Consider the following 13879-nt stretch of genomic DNA (forward strand, 5'->3'; position numbering starts at 1 on the left):
CCCGCCCCTCAGGCAGGCCGCACATTCCAGAATGATGGGAACCCGTCGAGGATGCCGGTGAGGCTGGACCGGTAGGCAGTCGGCTGCAAGTACTGGCCCAGAGGGTAGTAGGGCACGTCCTGCATCGCTTGAAGCTGGATGTCCCGGCAGACCGCGGAGCGGGCCGCCTCGTCCGGTGCGGTGAACCATGCGTCACGCAGGGCCTCGATCCGCGGAGTCGTAGCCCAGCCGGCATAACCGGTCTCGCCGGTGCCGCGCAGGGCGATGTAGCCGGCGGGGTTCAGCCAATCCATCCCCGACCAGTTGGTCACGAAGGCGCTCCAGCCGCCCTCGGAGACCGGCCCCTTGCGGTTGCGCCGCTGTAGCATTGCATTGAACTCGACTGCGTAGACCTCGACATTCATGCCGACGCGCTGGAGCAGGTCGGCTGCGACTTGGCCGAGCGCCAGGAGAGGCGCCGAGTTCGACGGCACCATTAGCAACACGGTCTCTCCGGTATAGCCGGCAGCTTTGAGGTCGGCGCGCACCCTGTTCGGATCGCGTGGCTCCGTGAGCGGCCCGAGCCCATCGGTCGAGGCCATCGGTGTGTCCGGACAGAAGAATCCGAGGGGTACGTGGAACAGGCTGGGATCATCCGCGCCCACAACCCCCTGCATGCAGGACGTCTGGTCGATCCCACCCCAGAGGGCCCGCCGGATGGCCGGATTGTTGAACGGCGGCTGCAGGTGGTTGACTCGCAACATCGTCACGAAGCCAGTCGAATCGAGGACGCGGGTGGTCACGCCCCTGGCCGCCTTCAAGAGACCCAGCTGATCGTGAGAGGCGTATTCCTGCCAGTCGGCCTCGCCGGCGATCAGCGCCGAGGTGGCCGTGGAGGTATCGCCGATCACGCGCCACTCAACTCGGTCATAATGGACGACTTTCGGCCCGGAGGTCCAAGTGGGCGCGCCGTCCTTGCGTGGCACGTAGCCCTCAAAGCGGGTGTAGACTGCGCGGTCGCCGGGCACACGCTCGTCCGCCTTGAAACGGAACGGCCCGGAGCCGATCAGCTCCGGCACCTGCTGGAACGGGTCGGTGACAGCAAGGCGCTCCGGCATCATGGCGCAGAGCGGCACGGAAGCCTTGCCCAGAGCGATCGGCAGAAGTGGAAACGCGCGCTTGAGCCGAAACCGGATGGTCCGGTCATCGGCCGCCGACAGTTCGTCGGTGGCCTCCATGAGTGAGCCGCCGAACGGGTCGCGCTTGGCCCAGCGCCGCAGGGAGGCAACGCAGTCGCGAGCGAGAACGGAGGTCCCGTCGTGGAAGCGCAGGCCTTCGCGCAGTGTCAGGTCCCAGCGACGCCCATCCTGCTCGACGCGGTGGCCCTCAACCATTTGCGGCGTGGCGCGGTAGTTTCCGTCCATGCCGTAGAGGGTATCGAAGACCATGTAGCCGTGATTGCGGGTAATGTACGCGAAGGTCGTAACCGGATCGAGTGTGACGAGATCTTGCTGTGGGATGAAGCGTAGGGTCGTGGCGGCCTCGGCACGGACTAGGGCTGGCGCCCCGATCGCATTGGCCACGAAAGCCCCGGCTCCCTGCAACAGTGTACGCCTTTTCATCGGGCAACTCTCACTCTGCTTGGGCGGTATTCGCTCGACTGCCAGCGCTGATCCGGAACGCACACCGAACCCGTCGCACCCCGGCTTGCAGGAACGAGGCCGCGGCCTAGTCGGGGGAGAAAGCCCTGCGGAGTTCGACTCATCTATCCGCTTCAGCGACCAGTGCCACTCTGCTGAACGACCGAGTTGGATCGGCACAACAAGTCCGCTTCCGGGAAAGAGCTACGATTTTGCGCATGACTGGGAAGGGCGCGAAGCGGCTGGCCAGATCTAGCTGATTTTACGCTGACTGCCTTTGAGCCGGCCGAGCGAGGAGCACCCTCGCGGGCGAGAGTCAGCGCAGACGCGTAGCGTCGATCACCAGGAAGTACTGGCACGCCTCCGCGCCCAAATTGGTGAAGGTGTGCCCGGCATCTGCCTCAAAATACAAACTGTCGCCCTCTTCGACCACGACCGCGCGGTCGCCGATCGTGGCGCGCAGGCGCCCCTTCAGTACGAAGATGTATTCCGACACGCCGCGGCGGTGGGCGACGAACTCTCCCGTGGTTGCGCCTGGCGGGAGCGTGTTGAGCACCCAATCGATCCCTCGCCCGGGCAGCACCGGAGAAAGGCAGCGGCGTAGGAAGCCCGAAGCTTCATCGCGCAGCACAGGCTGGCGGGACGCCGGGATCAGCAGCACCTCAACTTCGGTGGCGGGTGACATCAGCCTGGAGAAGGTTACACCCAGCGCCTCAGCGAGGCGTGAAAGCACCACTGTCGAAGGCGCGGCTTCTCCGCGCTCGATCTTGGAGATCATCGAGCGGCTTACCCCAGACAGGGACGCCAGTGCCTCGAGGGAGAGATCCCGCTCCCTGCGTCTGCGTCGGATCTCGTCAGCAAGCACCTGGATCTGGGAGCGAGCCTCTGCTTCGATCCGGACTCGCCGCACCTCTGTCGTCACCGTCATCTGTGTCTCGTCCTAGTCCCCCGGCCATTCCTCGTCCCTGAGCGCTGGGGGCTGATCGACCGGTGCTTAGCACAGGCGGCGTGGTCGCGCCCGGACCACCGCCCACCAGGATTGGCACGCGGCTTGTATTGCTATGAGTGGAAATTCATCTCTGAAAGTGGATGCCCACCCATGGTCGATGCCACGATGCCGTCGGATGCGATGCGGAACGCCGAGCGCGGCGTGGTCACGATCGCAGAACGGCGCCAAATCGTCTGGTCAAGCGTCATCGGCACCACCGTCGAGTGGTACGATTTCCTGATCTACGGCACAGCCAGCGCTCTCGTCTTTAACAAGCTGTTCTTCCCCAGCATCGACCCGGTAGTCGGCACGATCGCGGCGTTCGGCTCTTACGCCGTCGGGTTCCTAGCCCGTCCACTGGGCGGGGCCGTCTTCGGCCATTTCGGCGACAGGATCGGTCGCAAGGCCATGCTGTCGCTAACCCTGATGATCATGGGTCTCGGCACCTTTCTGATCGGGTGCCTGCCGACCTATGGGCAGATCGGCATCCTCGCGCCTATCCTCTTGGTAGCATTGCGCCTCGTCCAGGGCATCGGAATCGGCGGCGAGTGGGGCGGAGCCGTACTGATGGTGGTAGAAAGCGTGCCGGCGGAACGGCGCGGGTTCTTCGGGAGCATCGTCCAGCTCGGGTACCCGATCGGCGTGATCCTCTCGATCGGCGCGTTCGCGCTGACAGGGCTGATGCCCGAGGCAGCGTTCCTGTCTTGGGGCTGGCGTGTTCCGTTCCTGGCGAGCGCGCTCCTCGTGGGGGTCGGCCTGTTCATCCGCCTGCGGCTTCACGAGACGCCGGCGTTCAGGCGGATCAAAGCGCGCGCGGTGACGGCACGGTTGCCGGTTATGGAGATCCTTACCGAACATCCCGGCATGTTCCTGAAGGCCGTCGGCCTGAAGGTCTCAGAGATCGCGTATGTGAGCGTCGTGACGGTCTTTTCGATCTCGTACGTCACGGGCCAGCTCGGACTGTCACGGAGTGTGATCCTCAACGGCATCCTGGTCGCCGCCGTCATCGAACTCTTCACGATCCCCGTCTTCGGCTGGCTGTCCGACCGCTACGGACGCAAAACGTTGTTCATCGCGGCCTGCCTGTTCTCGGTCGCCTTCGCCTTCCCGATGTTCAAGCTCCTCGACACGCGCGACCCGACGATCATCACGCTGACCGTCGCGGTGGCGCTGAGCTTTGGACAGGGCATCATGTTCGGGACCGGGGCCGCGTGGATGTCCGAACTGTTCGATGCCCGCTTGCGCTACACCGGCGCCTCGCTTGGCTTCCAAGTCGGCGCGGCACTGAGCGGCGGCTTCACGCCACTTATCGCCTCAGCCCTGCTTGCCTGGAGCGGCGGGGCGACGTGGCCGATCTCGGTCTACCTCATCGTGCTCGCATGCATCACCCTCGTGGCGACGTTCGCAGCGCCAGAGACTGCCCGCCGGCAGATAGACTGAACGGCTCCGCGGCGCCTAAATTCAGACCAGGCAGTGGACGAATATCCACTGTGATGGAATAGTGATGAAAGCGATCACAAGACGGGGAGACGGACTTGGATAGGACCATCATCGCCACGAAGGATGCGGCCCCGGCCGTCGGCCCCTACGCGCAGGCGACCCGCGTCGGCGACCTCGTGTTCGCTTCCGGGCAGTTACCGATCGACCCGGCCACCGGGGCGTTCCCAGAAGGCATCGAAGCGCAAACTCGCCGCTCACTTTCGAACCTTGCGGCCGTGCTGGAGGCCGGGGGCGCCAGCCTCGGGAGCGTGGCAAAGACCACCGTCTTCCTGAAGGACATGAACGACTTTGCCGCGATGAATGCCGTCTACGCCGAGCACTTCCCCAGCGATGCACCAGCGCGTTCGACCGTCGAGGTTGCGCGTCTGCCCCGCGATGCGCTGGTCGAGGTCGAGGCGATCGCGCTGGCGACGGGACCGGCACGATGAGCGAGACTTCCGCCCCCCGCCACGTCGAGGCCTTCGTGCATGCGGCCGGCTCGTTAGCTATCGGCGTGCCCGGCGGCGCGACCGGTTGGCAGGGCACGCTGCTCAACATTCACATCGCGCCGGCAGCCAGCTACGAGATGGAGGAATTGGACGAGGCCCACTGCGTTGCCGGCCGCGGCATCGAAGGTGACCGCTACTTCCTCGGGACGGGTACCTACTCGCCCAAGCCGGATACCCGCGAGATCACCCTCATTGAGCAGGAGGTGCTCGAAGCCCTCGCGCGGAACGATCCGCCTCTCCAGGGCGGCCCGATCAACCTCGCGCCCATCGATCACCGTAGGAACCTCACGGTGCTTGGCGTACCGCTCAATCACCTTGTGGGACGTCGCTTCCAAGTGGGTGAGGTGATCCTGCGCGGCGGTCGTCTCAATTTTCCTTGCAAGTACCTGGAGGAACTACTCGGATCGCCGGTCTACCTGCCGCTCTACAACCGCTCGGGCCTGAACTGTGGGATCGAGCGTGGCGGGATCATCCGCCCGGGCGACCCGATCTCGCTGGTGGATTGAGCCGGTGTCCGCTCGCATCGTCATGAAGTTGAAGGTCGTAGAGGCAGTCGCCACCACACCGGAGGTGCTGCGCCTGACGCTCGTCCACCCTCAGCGTCCCGAACTTCCGTCATGGGAGCCCGGTGCGCATGTCGACCTGCGCCTACCGGATGGCCGCACGCGCCAGTATTCGCTCTGTGGCGATCCAGCCGACCGTGGCCGATACGTTCTGGCGATCAAGCGTGAGGATGCCGGTCGCGGCGGCTCGCTGTGGACGCATAACAACTTGGTTGCGGGCGCCGTCGCGCACGTCTCGCAGCCGCGCAACAACTTCGGGCTCGCCGCCGACGCGCAGCGTCATCTGCTGATCGGCGGCGGAATCGGCGTGACGCCGCTCGCCGCCATGGCCCGGCGCCTCGCTTCGACCGGTGCAGACTTCACCCTCCACTTTTGCGCACGCTCTGCCGAGCAAGCGCCACTGCTACCCGAGTTGCTGGCCCTCTGCGGCGACCGGCTCCGCTGCTGGTTCTCCGCGGAAGGCTCGCGCTTCGGGCCCGCAATACTCGGATCTCCGGACGAGCGCATCCACGTCTACGCCTGCGGGCCTCAGCGGCTCACCGACGCGGTGCAGACCGGACTGACTGCCGCCGGATGGCCGGCGGAGCGGGTGCATGTCGAGCACTTCGTGCCAATGGCAGACGAGAACTACAAACCCGAACCCTTCGACGCACTGATCGCCTCGACTGGAGCGGTCGTCCACGTCCCGGCCGATGTCTCACTGCTCGACGTGTTGCGCCAGCGCGGCTTCGCGATGCCCTCGTCCTGCGAGATGGGCGTGTGCGGGTCCTGCGAGTGCGGCTACCGGGACGGTACCGTCATCCACCGCGATGTGGTGCTGCCAGTCGCCAAACGTCAGGACCGGATGATGCCTTGCGTCTCCCGCGCCCGCACGAAGGTCACGCTCGAACTCTGACAGGCAGCTGAAGCTCAAGACTTTCCATGTCCGATGCTGGCCGAAAGCAGAATGGCTGCTTTGAAGCAAAGCCGCCGAAAAAGTGGACGGCTTCCTCCTTCGCTTGGGGGCGCCGGTCGTCGATATGGGTGTCGGTGCAGCCCCATTGGGTCACAGCCCCAGCCGCATCCCTGACCGTCTGCGGTTGCGCCAGAAACCAGCGATGGGCGTCATCGGCGCTACGAATGCCCAACTCGACCTCGTATTGCTCGCCGGTCGCGATGGAGCGGTCCCAGCTCATCCGCGCCGCTGCGGATCATCCAGGGCGGCGGGTCGCAGGCAACTTCCTCCGCCATTAAGGATGTGCACACGGTGCTCACCGACAACGGCACCCAGTTCACCACTCTCTGCAACGTCGCTCTGGCCAATTCCATCATCATGGCGGCGATCGCAGCCGCCGAGATATTCTGGGCCCATAGCTTCGAACTTGCCTGCGCTCGCAACGGTATCGACCGCGGCTGATCAAACAGCGCCTCGCCTCGACGAACGGTTAGGTAAAGCGGATGAACGGCCGATCGAGTGCTTGCCCTCGCGAAGGCGGGGGACGCAACGGTCAAGCGCTACAACGACGACCGCCACGGGCAACTCCGTGGGCACTTGGCCAACTTCGTCAGCGCCTACAACTTCGTACGCCGCCTGAAGACCTTGCGCGGCCTCCGCTGCCGCCACTTGGCCTAGAATCTTGCGTTGGCAGCGGGGATCTCCAGCCTCGGACCGACCGCCCGCCCGGCTCGGAGGCCGGACAGGCGACCGACGTGGCGACGAGCACAAGGTCCGCCGCCTGAGCTGGGCTAGAGCCGTCCCCGCTCGCGTTGCAATCGGGAATGGCTCTCAGTTCTTGATGCAACGCGCTCGCCGACGCCGAACCGGTCTCCAATTCGGCGGGCGAGCGCTCTACCGCGCGCCCGACGTCCCCTGCGCATCGCTGCCATTCTGGTCGCTTTGCGCATTGGACTTCGCGGAGTCGCCGGATCCCGCGGCGCTCGTTGCGGCAGAGCCCGCATTCCCAGCTTGGTTGAAGGAGCCGGTCGTCTGTGGGTTCGGATTGCCCGGCGCGTTCGCCTGGGCCGTCATGCCGCCCAGCAACTCGCCCCGCTGCCAGCGTGACATGCCGACCGAGGCTAGCAGGTTGGTGGTCAACGTGCCGGTCGGCTCGAGACCCTGCGCCTGCTGGAAGTGAGTCGCCGCGATCGTCGTGTCGTTGTTCCAGCTGCCGTCGAGATGACCGGCCGCATAGCCCCGCTGGTTCAGCACCTGCTGGATTTGGCGCACTGCGTCGGCATTCATCCAAAGCGGTTCGCCGGGGGTATCGGTGCGCTCCACGGCGATGCGCTGGTTGTCGACCTGCCGGTCGCCGCCCGACCCGCTCGCCTGCGTCGGCTGCGGTCGTGCCACGTTGGCAGCCTGCGGGCCTGTGCCGTGCCCGGCCGAGAAGATCGGATCGGTTAGACCGAGTGCGGAGATCAGGCCAACCTCCAGCCGTCCCGACGGCTCGAGCCCGTGCACCTGCTGGTAGCTGCGCGCGGCCTGCACGGTCGCGGGTCCCCAGCGTCCATCCACCTGTCCGGTATTCCACCCCTGCTGGTTCAGGGCCTGCTGGATCTGCCTGACTCCCGCGGGGCTGACATAGAGGGGCGTGCCGCGGCTATCCGCGCGCTCGACGACGACGCGCTGGTTGTCGGCCTGCTTCGTCCCCTGGTCGCGCGCTTGGTCCCCGGCCTTTCCGCCGCGATTGCCCGAGATGATGTCCTGCTCGAGACCAAGACCGTAGACCAGCGGGATGGTGAGCGTGCCGGTCGGCTCCATGTTCTGCGCCTGCTGGAAGCTGCGCGCCGCTGCCGCAGTCTGCGAGTTCCAACGGCCGTCCACGTTGCCCGTGCTGTAGCCCTTCTGGGTCAACGCCTGCTGGATCTGCCGCACGCCCGCCGAGCTGACGAAGATCTGAGTGCCTTGCCCGTCCGATTGGTCCTGGGTCACACGCTGGTTGCTGACAGCCGATTGCTGAGCCTGTGCGTAACCACCGGTCAATGCGACGAGCACCGTGCTCGCGAGGAAGATATGCCTCAGTTTCATGAACACCTCCTGTTGGTGACGTAGGGGCGAACCGGCACGGCCAGCACCCGTTTCCTACGGACGATCCCTCAGGACACCTCCTGGTTGCACGGTTTCCGAGGCGTGGAGAGGACTTGCAGCGCGGGCGGACAGGCACCGCGTCCAACCTACGGATATGCCCGGATCGCCCTGCGCGATGTGCGGGGCCATTTTCGCGCCCACGCGGGTGTCTCGGCTGCCCGCCGACCCGGAGTGCCGCCGTGACCGATGTTGTTCCGCAGGACGATCGATACGAACCAGACGACCCTGTCATCTGTGCGCGCGAAGCCATCGCGGTGATCGAAGCGGTGCTCGATCGCCGGGGTCCCGAGATGAGGATCGCGTTCTGGACCGCCGTCGACCGGCACTATCGGTTGGACACCCAGGCCGCCCACCGGACCGATCGAGCGGCGAGATCGGGCCTGGATGCGCGGCCATCCGTGGAGGAACGATAGGGATCGTCCTACGGACATATCGCAGGAACGGAGGCGGCAACCGCCGGTTCGCGCCGAGAGCGGTGCGAGCGGCGCCGGAAGCCACGTGGAAGCCTGCCCATGCTGTCCGCCCTCGAAGGCGCGTCCGGTGCCCTGGTCATGGGGATCGTCCTCTCCGACGTGTTCCTCACCGTCCTGTACGCGCGCATCGGGACCGGGCTGCTCGCCGAGCGTGCCGCGCATCTCACCTGGATTGCCTTCCGCCGCGCTGCTGAGGCAGCCGGCTCACGACGCGGTACGGTGCTGTCGTTCTGCGGACCAGTCATCCTTCTGCTCTACGTCCTGCTCTGGGCTGGCGGCCTGACCCTCGGCGCGGCGCTGATCATCCATCCAGGCCTCGGCACGGGCGTGCAGGCGAGCAACGGCCCCACACCCACGGATTTCCTCACCGCGCTCTATGCCGGGGGCAGCAGCATGGCGATCGTCGGTGCCAGCGACTTCAAGCCGACGAACGACGCCTACCGCGTCGTCTACCTGGCGAACTCGCTGATCGGGATGTCCGTGACCTCGCTGGTTCTGACCTACGTCATGCAGGTCTACGGCGCCCTCCTGCGGCGCAACGCACTCGGGCTGCAGCTCCACGTCCTCTCGGGGGAGACGTCCGACGCGGGTGAGTTGCTGGCGCGGCTTGGGCCTTGTGGGCAGTTCAGCGCTGGGTACAGCCATCTGGTCTCGCTGTGCGACGCGATGGCCGAGATGAAGGAAGCGCATCACTTCTACCCGGTGTTGTTCTACTTCCGATTCCAGCAGCCGTACTACTCGGTCTCGGCGCAGGCTCACCTCGCACTCGATACGGCGTCGCTGATCCGCAGCACACTTGCGGGCGAGGAGGCGGCGTTGCTGAGGGAGGCGGCGGCGGTCGAAGCACTCTGGCGGGTGGCTCACAGGCTGGTCGTCACGCTGGAAACGGCCTTCCTGGCGGGGGCTCCGCCGCGGGCGCTGGCGGCCGATCCCGAGGCGCGGCAGCGGTGGCGCGCCCATTCGGACAGAGCCGCATCCCGGCTCGCCGAGGCGGGGATCGCGGTCGTGCGGGATGACGCAGCCGTGCAAGCCTATCTCGACCTGCGCGCGCAATGGTCCCCGCACATCGCGCGGCTCGCCCCCGCGATGGCCTACCGGAGCGAAGATATCGCAGCGGGCGGACCGGAGGGCTCCTAAGGGACCAACCGGATGCCCGCACTCCGCGACGGCGGGAGAATGCGGCAACGATCCCGGAGGAAGCCCGATGGAGACACGCGCCCTGATCACCGTGACGGATGTTTCCGTCGCCGGGGCCGCTCGCGTGCCGCGGCTTTCGGCTCCGGCCCGGGAGGGGGGCGGCGCCGTCTGTGCGCTGGCCCGCAAGCTCGACAGCTTTGCGCCGCTGACGGAGGAGGATCGTGCGGCCCTTCAGGGCTGGACCGACTATGTCCGGCCGGTCGCGCGGCACACGGTTCTGGTGGAACAGGGACGCGTGGCCGACCACGCGCTGATCGTCCTTGCTGGGTTCGCCAACCGTCATAAGTGCCGGATGTCGGGTCGTCGCCAGATCCTGGCCTATCTGGTGCCCGGTGATCTTTGCGACCGCGGCGCCCTCCAGGGCTACCCGCTCGACCACGCGATCGAGGCGCTCACGCCCTGTCGGGTCGCCAAGGTCCCGCGCGTCCCCTACATGGACCTGCTCGGCCGGCATCCCCGCATCGCTCTGGCGCTACAGCGCGCAAGGCTCGCGGAGGAGGCGATGGCGCGCGCGTGGCTGGTCAACCTCGGCATGCGCTCGGGCCCTGAACGCATGGCCCATCTCCTGTGCGAGCTGCTGGAACGGCTGGGCGCGATCGGCCAGACCGCGGACGGGCAGTACGATCTGCCGCTGACACAGGCGGATCTCGCCGACGCGCTCGGCCTGTCGAGCGTGCACGTGAACCGCGTGTTGCAGACCCTGCGGCGCGACGGGTTCATCTCGCTGCGCAAACGCCGCCTGCGCATCCTCGCGCCGCGTCGGCTGCGTCAGCTCGCAGAGTTTGAGGCTGGGTACCTCTCGCGTTCGCCGGCCGTCTCCGGCGACCCCTATTAGAGGGCCGGGCGCCGGCGCCGCGGCCGAGCGCATCGTGCCGGATATCGGAACCGGCACGATGCGCGAGCCCCCTGATCCGCATCCCCTCTTTCCGAAAGCCGGCGGACACCTTTCGGAACGCTGTTCTAGACGCCGTCCTGAACGGCGGGACAGACGCCGGCCACGGTCGCGATCAGGACCGCCTCCGGCAGGGTGCGAGCCCCGAGGGCTTCCATGACCCGGGCACGGTGGATCTCCACCGTCCGCGGACTTAGGCCCAGCGTGCGCGCGATGGTCTTGTTCGTGCCGCCCGCCAGCAATCCCTCCAGCACCGCACGCTCGCGTGCCGACAGGGCCGCGATCCGCCCGCGCGACTCGTCGCGCGCGCGTGTTTGCTCCGCGACGTCGCGGATCTCGGCCAGGGCAGTCTTGACGGCGAACAGCAGCGCTTCCGGCGTCCAGGGGTCTTCGAGGAAATCGACTGCGCCCGCCTTCATGACGCGGACCCCGAAGCCGACGTCGCCCCTGCTCGCACCGATTGCCACCACGGGCAGGTGCGTACGTGCCGCCTTCAGCTCGCTTGCGACGACCAGGTCGCCGGCCTCCTCGAATTCGAGCACGACGCAGCCCGGCATCAGCGAGCCCGCCACGGTGAGGAAGGCCCGTCCGCTCGCAAAGGCCTGCACTTCGTAACCGGCGGCCTCCAGGGCGCCGACGAGGCCACGCCTGGCGTCGTTTCCCGTCGCGATCACGTAGGCCCGCAGGTCGGTATCGGTGGTGACGTCCTGCGCGATCCCGCCGACCAATCGGATGTGCCCATCGAGCGCCGGGATCGGGAAGAAGGTGTCACGGATGCGGCGTACCGTGTGGTCCGCGGCGCGCAGGATCCGGTACTTCAGGACCAGGGTCTCGCCGCCGCCGACCCGCTAAAGCGCCCGCGATGCGGCGTCGCGGTCCTCCGGGTGGACGCTGGCGAGCCAGCCCGCGACATCCGGCATGTCCGCCGGGTCCATACCCCACACCTGCCGGAAGGCCGGGCTGAGGACATCGAGTTGTCCGCTCTCCAGGTCGGCGAGCCAGAGCACGTTCGTCGAATGCTCGGCGAAGCGACGGAAGCGCTCCTCGCTCTCCCGCAGGGCCGCCTCGGCCCGCTTCTCCCGATCGACGTCCTGCACCACCACGATGGCACCGTTGATCTCGCGGTCGACGTTGTGAAACGGGGCGGCACTCACGCGCGTCCAACACTCCCGACCGTCGGGATGGGTGAAAATGAAGTCGATGCCCGGGACGACCGTTTCGCCCCGGAGGGCCCGGGCCCCCGGATACTCGGCAGGGGGCAGCCGTCGCCCGTCTGGGGCGTACGCCTGCCAGCGCTTGTTCGACTGCGCCTCCAACGAGGGAATCCGTTCGAGTGCGTAGCGATTGAGCGCCGTGTTCGCCAGCGCGATGCTCCCGTTCGGGTCGGCCAGACCGACCCCGATCGGCAACTGGGCCAGCGTCGCCGAGAGACGATGCTCGCTCTCGCGCAACGCCGCCTCGGCACGCACCTGTGCGGTGATCTCCACGACGACGCCGACGAACGACGCCGGCCGCCCGTCCTCGAACCCGGTTCGGCCGTAGGTCGAGACCCAGCGCTCGATGCCGTCGCGGAGGCCGATCACGCGATACTTGATGTGGTAGACGCCGTCGCCGCTCGGGTCGGCGCAGCGCGCCGCCGCCGCCTCGACGCGCCGGCGGTCGTCCGGGTGGATGGCGGAGAACCACACCTGTTTGTCGACGGGCGCGTCGGGGGGGAGGCCCCACAGGGCCTTCACACGCGCATCCCAATCCAGCGCGCCGGTTTGCGGATCCCAGGAGTAGGGTGACAGGCCGACTAGATCTACGGCGGCCTGCAGCCGGGCCTCGCTCGCGCGGAGCCGGGCCTCGGCGCGTTTGCGGGCCGAGATGTCGGTGCCGATCATCGCCGCGCCGATGAAGCTCTCGTCACCGTCGTAGAGCGCGAATGCGTGCCATCGGACCGTCATTCCGGAGCCGTGGCGGAAATGCCGGAACCGCAACTCGCCTTCCCAACGGCCGCCGCGCAGCAGCGCCGGCAGCGCCACGTCGCGGACGACGGCGCGATCGGCCGGGTGGAAGAAGTCCGAGACCGGGATGATCGCGATGTCGTCGTCGGGCTGAAGTCCGACCATCCTGCGGCCGGCCGCGTTCAGGAACAGGGGGCGGAGTTGCGAGTCAACGAGACCGATGAACATCTGGGCCTGACGGGCAAACGCCGCCAGGAGGGTCTCCAGCCCCGGCACCATCACCGCGTCGGAGCGGTCCCGGGACTCATTTACGGCCATCGCGTCCGAGGCCAACCTGCCGTGATCCCGAGGTGATGCATGATCCAGGGGTGATGTATCCCGGCGCATCGCCGCCTCGCGCTGCTTGGCCGACGACGGGGCGCTTTCCTTGAGAGCCGAACAGGCGCGATAGGACGTGCTGGGTGGCCCTCCGTCGCCCGGCGGCGCGATCCGTCTCCGACATCGGGGACAGGATGGATCGCCTCGGAAACCCGCGCGGCCTCAAGCGGCAGACGTCCGCTTCGAGACTGAAGCGAGGGGCGGCGTGTGCCGCAGGTCAGGCGGTGTCTTGAAGTCCCGGGCCGCACCGCGGGACGCCTGGACACCGCGCGGAAAGCCGCTGCGGTCCCGGTACGATCGCTTCCGGCCCGCCCCGCGGCTGTGCCGCATCGTGGTGGCCTGGGCGTCGATCAGGTCGACCGCCGTGATGCCGAGCAGCAGCGCCAATGCCACGACGGCGTTGTCGCGCTTCGGGTTGTCCGCCCGCAGCGCCGTCATCACGGTCGCGATGTCGAGACCGTCGCCGGCGACCCGGCTCCAGAGCCCGAGCTTCTTGTCGATCGACAGCGAGAGGATGCCGCTGCCGATCTCACGGGCCCCGTAGGCACGCACCAAGGCCTCCTTGCCCTCCATGCCGAGGGCCTGCGTGATGCGCCTCGGCGCCAGGAGTTCGGTGAGGCCCAGGCCGAGGCTGAACCACCCGAGCCCTTTGGCAAGGCTGTCCGGTATGCCGCGCGAACTCGGCCCGGTGCGAATGACCTTCGGATCGCCCTCGGATCGCGTGATGTTCGAGAGGCTCGCGATGCTCGACATGCTCCCTCCGCACTG

15 protein-coding genes and 1 pseudogene are annotated in these 13879 nt (G+C 67.3%); 9 read left to right on the forward strand and 7 right to left on the reverse strand.

The window, feature by feature from the left end:
• Positions 1 to 8 precede the first annotated feature (8 nt).
• Positions 9 to 1601: an ABC transporter substrate-binding protein gene (locus FV242_RS09815; RefSeq protein ID WP_147938788.1), complete on the reverse strand. Its 1593-nt coding sequence runs from the start codon at positions 1599 to 1601 to the stop codon at positions 9 to 11.
• Positions 1602 to 1935: 334 nt separating this feature from the next.
• The gene (locus FV242_RS09820; protein WP_147908367.1) at positions 1936 to 2547 is read right to left on the reverse strand and encodes a helix-turn-helix domain-containing protein; all 612 of its coding nucleotides are present in this window, start codon (positions 2545 to 2547) and stop codon (positions 1936 to 1938) included.
• Positions 2548 to 2748: 201 nt separating this feature from the next.
• Between FV242_RS09820 and FV242_RS09825 the strand changes: the two genes are divergently transcribed.
• The 4 genes from FV242_RS09825 (at position 2749) to FV242_RS09840 (ending at position 6053) form a co-directional block, all read left to right on the forward strand.
• Complete coding sequence (locus FV242_RS09825) at positions 2749 to 4047, forward strand: MFS transporter (protein ID WP_187278389.1); 1299 nt, start codon at positions 2749 to 2751, stop codon at positions 4045 to 4047.
• Between the two features lie 95 nt (positions 4048 to 4142).
• Positions 4143 to 4535 carry a RidA family protein gene (locus tag FV242_RS09830; protein ID WP_147908368.1) on the forward strand — a complete coding sequence of 131 codons (393 nt, stop codon included), beginning with the start codon at positions 4143 to 4145 and terminating at the stop codon, positions 4533 to 4535.
• Positions 4532 to 5101, forward strand: coding sequence for an MOSC domain-containing protein (locus tag FV242_RS09835; protein WP_147908369.1), 570 nt, complete (start codon positions 4532 to 4534; stop codon positions 5099 to 5101). Before FV242_RS09830 ends, FV242_RS09835 begins: the two co-directional genes overlap by 4 nt.
• Before the next feature lie 4 nt (positions 5102 to 5105).
• Positions 5106 to 6053, forward strand: a complete 948-nt coding sequence (locus tag FV242_RS09840) for a PDR/VanB family oxidoreductase (protein WP_147908370.1) — start codon at positions 5106 to 5108, stop codon at positions 6051 to 6053.
• On the opposite strand, the gene FV242_RS09845 is transcribed toward FV242_RS09840, so the two are convergent.
• Positions 6037 to 6333, reverse strand: coding sequence for a PAS domain-containing protein (locus tag FV242_RS09845; protein ID WP_147938790.1), 297 nt, complete (start codon positions 6331 to 6333; stop codon positions 6037 to 6039). The two genes, FV242_RS09840 and FV242_RS09845, sit on opposite strands and share 17 nt — an antisense overlap.
• Before the next feature lie 71 nt (positions 6334 to 6404).
• Between FV242_RS09845 and FV242_RS34475 the strand changes: the two genes are divergently transcribed.
• Together FV242_RS34475 and FV242_RS09850 are read left to right on the forward strand one after the other, a co-directional pair.
• A complete protein-coding gene (locus FV242_RS34475) occupies positions 6405 to 6554 on the forward strand; it encodes a hypothetical protein (protein WP_187278382.1) in 150 nt (49 codons plus the stop codon).
• An 81-nt stretch (positions 6555 to 6635) separates the two neighbouring features.
• Positions 6636 to 6749 (forward strand): annotated as a pseudogene (locus FV242_RS09850) (IS481 family transposase); the annotation flags it as partial.
• A 237-nt stretch (positions 6750 to 6986) separates the two neighbouring features.
• Here the strand turns inward: FV242_RS09850 and FV242_RS09855 are convergent.
• The gene (locus FV242_RS09855; RefSeq protein WP_147908372.1) at positions 6987 to 8165 is read right to left on the reverse strand and encodes a peptidoglycan-binding protein; all 1179 of its coding nucleotides are present in this window, start codon (positions 8163 to 8165) and stop codon (positions 6987 to 6989) included.
• Positions 8166 to 8404: 239 nt separating this feature from the next.
• Here FV242_RS09855 and FV242_RS09860 point away from each other — a divergent pair, with 239 nt between their 5' ends.
• The 3 genes from FV242_RS09860 (at position 8405) to FV242_RS09870 (ending at position 10730) form a co-directional block, all read left to right on the forward strand.
• Positions 8405 to 8638, forward strand: a complete 234-nt coding sequence (locus FV242_RS09860) for a hypothetical protein (protein ID WP_147938791.1) — start codon at positions 8405 to 8407, stop codon at positions 8636 to 8638.
• 99 nt (positions 8639 to 8737) lie between these two features.
• Positions 8738 to 9835 (forward strand): two pore domain potassium channel family protein, encoded by a 1098-nt coding sequence (locus FV242_RS09865; protein ID WP_147938792.1) that lies wholly within the window; start codon positions 8738 to 8740, stop codon positions 9833 to 9835.
• A gap of 67 nt (positions 9836 to 9902) precedes the next feature.
• Complete coding sequence (locus tag FV242_RS09870) at positions 9903 to 10730, forward strand: Crp/Fnr family transcriptional regulator (protein WP_147938793.1); 828 nt, start codon at positions 9903 to 9905, stop codon at positions 10728 to 10730.
• Between the two features lie 125 nt (positions 10731 to 10855).
• Here FV242_RS09870 and FV242_RS35395 read toward each other — a convergent pair whose 3' ends face one another.
• The 3 genes from FV242_RS35395 to FV242_RS09885 all read right to left on the reverse strand — a co-directional run bounded on the left by FV242_RS35395 (position 10856) and on the right by FV242_RS09885 (position 13864).
• Positions 10856 to 11515, reverse strand: coding sequence for a response regulator transcription factor (locus FV242_RS35395; protein ID WP_246692654.1), 660 nt, complete (start codon positions 11513 to 11515; stop codon positions 10856 to 10858).
• A 120-nt stretch (positions 11516 to 11635) separates the two neighbouring features.
• Positions 11636 to 13051: a PAS domain S-box protein gene (locus FV242_RS35400; RefSeq protein WP_246692655.1), complete on the reverse strand. Its 1416-nt coding sequence runs from the start codon at positions 13049 to 13051 to the stop codon at positions 11636 to 11638.
• Positions 13052 to 13273: 222 nt separating this feature from the next.
• On the reverse strand, positions 13274 to 13864 hold the full coding sequence (locus FV242_RS09885; protein ID WP_147908377.1) for a hypothetical protein: 591 nt from the start codon (positions 13862 to 13864) through the stop codon (positions 13274 to 13276).
• Positions 13865 to 13879 lie beyond the last annotated feature (15 nt).

Source organism: Methylobacterium sp. WL64, from assembly GCF_008039945.1.
Lineage (GTDB): Bacteria > Pseudomonadota > Alphaproteobacteria > Rhizobiales > Beijerinckiaceae > Methylobacterium.

What these genes read in the sequence shown, in the direction of transcription:
- FV242_RS09835 (WP_147908369.1), top strand. Translation starts at nt 4,532, where the DNA reads ATGAGCGAGACTTCCGCCCCCCGCCACGTCGAGGCCTTCGTGCATGCG.
- FV242_RS09820 (WP_147908367.1), bottom strand. Translation starts at nt 2,547, where the DNA reads ATGACGGTGACGACAGAGGTGCGGCGAGTCCGGATCGAAGCAGAGGCT.
- FV242_RS09870 (WP_147938793.1), top strand. Translation starts at nt 9,903, where the DNA reads ATGGAGACACGCGCCCTGATCACCGTGACGGATGTTTCCGTCGCCGGG.
- FV242_RS35400 (WP_246692655.1), bottom strand. Translation starts at nt 13,051, where the DNA reads ATGGCCGTAAATGAGTCCCGGGACCGCTCCGACGCGGTGATGGTGCCG.
- FV242_RS09865 (WP_147938792.1), top strand. Translation starts at nt 8,738, where the DNA reads ATGCTGTCCGCCCTCGAAGGCGCGTCCGGTGCCCTGGTCATGGGGATC.
- FV242_RS09885 (WP_147908377.1), bottom strand. Translation starts at nt 13,864, where the DNA reads ATGTCGAGCATCGCGAGCCTCTCGAACATCACGCGATCCGAGGGCGAT.
- FV242_RS09825 (WP_187278389.1), top strand. Translation starts at nt 2,749, where the DNA reads ATGCGGAACGCCGAGCGCGGCGTGGTCACGATCGCAGAACGGCGCCAA.
- FV242_RS09815 (WP_147938788.1), bottom strand. Translation starts at nt 1,601, where the DNA reads ATGAAAAGGCGTACACTGTTGCAGGGAGCCGGGGCTTTCGTGGCCAAT.
- FV242_RS09855 (WP_147908372.1), bottom strand. Translation starts at nt 8,165, where the DNA reads ATGAAACTGAGGCATATCTTCCTCGCGAGCACGGTGCTCGTCGCATTG.
- FV242_RS09845 (WP_147938790.1), bottom strand. Translation starts at nt 6,333, where the DNA reads ATGAGCTGGGACCGCTCCATCGCGACCGGCGAGCAATACGAGGTCGAG.